The organism is Thermoanaerobaculia bacterium (assembly GCA_035717485.1).
Lineage (GTDB): Bacteria > Acidobacteriota > Thermoanaerobaculia > UBA5066 > DATFVB01 > DATFVB01.
In genome coordinates this window covers 1-2,890 of the sequence record DASTIQ010000055.1, presented here as the reverse complement: position 1 = coordinate 2,890, position 2,890 = coordinate 1, and the positions used below count along the sequence as shown (strand labels likewise).

The 2,890-nt window shown below is 67.9% G+C and carries 3 protein-coding genes; 2 read left to right on the top strand and 1 reads right to left on the bottom strand.

All coding sequences use genetic code 11. The features are described 5' to 3' along the window. Window positions 1-266: 266 nt before the first annotated feature. Complete coding sequence (gene icd / locus VFS34_02840) at window positions 267-1,496, bottom strand: isocitrate dehydrogenase (NADP(+)) (GenBank protein HET9793373.1); 1,230 nt, start codon at window positions 1,494-1,496, stop codon at window positions 267-269. 145 nt (window positions 1,497-1,641) lie between these two features. Here icd and purE point away from each other — a divergent pair, with 145 nt between their 5' ends. Further along, a complete protein-coding gene (gene purE, locus VFS34_02835; GenBank protein HET9793372.1) occupies window positions 1,642-2,139 on the top strand; it encodes a 5-(carboxyamino)imidazole ribonucleotide mutase in 498 nt (165 codons plus the stop codon). Window positions 2,140-2,236: 97 nt separating this feature from the next. Then, the coding region (locus VFS34_02830) for an ATP-grasp domain-containing protein (protein ID HET9793371.1) at window positions 2,237-2,890 on the top strand (654 nt) is incomplete at its 3' end.

Genomic DNA, 2,890 nt, shown 5'->3' with positions numbered 1-2,890 from the left:
GGAGCTTGCCGCCGCGCTCGGCGCGCCGTCGGAGAAGCTCGAGAGCCGCGGCGAGATCGTCTCCGGGCATTGGACGTACCTGTACACGGACGGAAAGATCGTCATCAACCTGCGGGATCACCGGGTCACGGACGTGGAAACCACGTTTTACTGAACGCCGAGGGAGCCTGCCCCGGGGGCCGACAGCACGTGACGGCCTCTCGCGACGTCGAGGCGTCGATCCGAGCGGGCCCCGCCGAATCCGCCCGGGCATCGCCGCGCGCTCTCTACAGGTTCCCGATCAGCGCCTGCGCGAAACCCGACGTCCCGACTTCCTTCGCCCCTTCGGTCTGGCGCGCGAGGTCGTAGGTCATGATCTTCTGGCCGAGCGTCTTCCCGACGGCCCGTTCGACGGCCGCGGCGGCGTCGCGCCAACCCAGGTACTCGAGCATCATGACGCCCGAGAGGATCAGCGAGCTCGGGTTGATCTTGTCGAGGTTCGCGTACTTGGGCGCCGTGCCGTGGGTCGCCTCGAAGACCGCGTGCTCGATCCCTTCGTTCGAGCCGGGAGCCATCCCGAGTCCGCCGACCTGCGCCGCGAGAGCGTCCGAGAGGTAGTCGCCGTTCAGGTTCGTCGTCGCGACCACCGAGTATTCCGCGGGCCGGAGCAGGGCCTGCTGGAACATGGAGTCCGCGATGCGGTCCCGCACGACGACCTTCCCCGCCGGGACGGGTGCGCCGCCGAGGTCCGACTCCGCGATCGTGTGATCGGCGAATTCCGTCCGCGCGACCTCGTATCCCCAGTCCCGGAACGCGCCTTCCGTGTACTTCATGATGTTGCCCTTGTGGACGAGGGTCACGGAGGGCTTGCGGTGATCGATCGCGTAGCGGATCGCCTTCCGGACGAGCCGCTTGCAGCCGATCTCGGAAACGGGCTTGACGCCGATCGCCGAACCGGGACGGATCTTCTTCCCGATCTCGCCGATCACGCCGATCAGGCGGTCGGCTTCCGGGGAGCCCGCCTTCCATTCGATGCCGGCGTAGACGTCCTCGATGTTCTCTCGAAAGATGATCATGTCGACGTCCTGCGGCCGCTTGACGGGCGACGGGACGTTTTCGAACCAGCGGACCGGCCGGATGCAGGCGTAGAGGTCCAGGAGCTGGCGGAGCGTGACGTTGAGCGACCGGAACCCGCCGCCGATCGGCGTCGTGAGCGGCCCCTTGATCGCGACGCGGAAGTACGAGATCGCGTCCACCGTCTCCTGCGGCAGCCAGTCTCCGAATCGCTCGTGGGCGGTCTCCCCCGCGAAGACCTCGAACCACGCGATCCGCTTGCGGGCCCCGAACGCCTTCTTCACCGCCGCGTCGAGGACGGCCTGCGTCGCCTTCCAGATGTCCGGGCCCGTGCCGTCGCCCCGGATGAACGGGATCACCGGGTCGTCGGGGACGGCGACGGCGCCGTTCTCGAAACCGATGCGCGAACCCGCGGGAGCGCCCCCGAAGCGACCGAATTCCATGCTCCGACCTCCTCTGATTTCCGCCCGATTATTCATGAACGCCGAAGCGTCGCCTGATGATTTTTACTCAACCCCAGCGAATTCGCATCGGGAAGGGAGCCGCGCGCGCACGGCGGCCGGGCGGGGAAAACCATTATCATGGGGCATGAATCGCGACCCGAAGGCGCCTCTCGTGGGGATCGTCATGGGGAGCAAATCCGACTGGGAAACGATGCGGGAGGCGGCGGAAGTCCTGGGGCGTTTCGGCGTTCCGCACGAATCGCGCGTCGTTTCCGCGCACCGGACTCCGAAATGGATGGCGGAGTACGCCGAGAACGCGGTGTCGCGCGGCCTCGAGGTCGTGATCGCGGGAGCGGGCGGCGCCGCCCATCTTCCCGGCATGATCGCGGCCCACACGATCCTTCCCGTCCTCGGCGTTCCCGTCGAGAGCCGCACGCTCAAGGGAATCGACTCGCTCCTCTCGATCGTCCAGATGCCGGCGGGCGTCCCCGTCGCCACCCTCGCGATCGGCAAGGCCGGAGCGTCCAACGCCGGTCTCCTCGCCGTCGCGATCCTCGGTTCGACGCGCCCGGAGCTCCGCGAGAAGCTCCGGCGATTCCGCGAGGAACAGACGCAGCGGGTGATGGGAGAGACGCTGGAATGAGCTTCGGCCCGAGTCTCGAGTCCCGAGTTCCGAGTTCCGAGTCGGGAACCGGACGTGACAGGCGACCCGCGACTCGCGACCCGCGACTTCTCCGCGCATGACCCCCATCCTTCCCGGGTCGACCGTCGGGGTGCTCGGAAGCGGCCAGCTCGGCCGATTGTTCGCGATCGCCGCGCGCCGGATGGGTTACCGCGTCCACACGTTTTCTCCCGACGACGACACGCCGACGGGACAGGTGTCCGACCGCGAGATCTGCGCGCCGTACGAGGATCTCGACGCGGTACGCGCCTTCGCGCGCGACGTGGACGTCGTGACGTTCGAGTTCGAGAACGTGCCCGGCGAGACGGCGAAAGCGGCGGCCGAGGCCGCGCCGGTCCGTCCCGGCGGGGACGTTCTTCACGTCGTGCAGAACCGGATCCGCGAGAAGAGCTTTCTTTCCCGCGAAGGATTCCCGGTCGTCGAGTTCGCCCCGGTGACGTCGGCCGCGGAGCTCGAGGCCGCGGTCGCGCTGATCGGAGCCCCAGCGGTCCTGAAGACGGCGCGATCGGGCTACGACGGGAAAGGTCAGGCAAAGCTCGATCGCGCGTCGGACGGGCTCGAGGCCTGGGACTCCTTCGGCCGGGTGGAATCGATCCTCGAGCGCTTCGTGAGCTTCGAGACCGAGATCTCGGTCGTCGTCGCGCGGGCGCTCGACGGAACGGTTTCCGACTTCGGGGCGATCGAGAACGAGCATCGGAATCACATTCTCGAC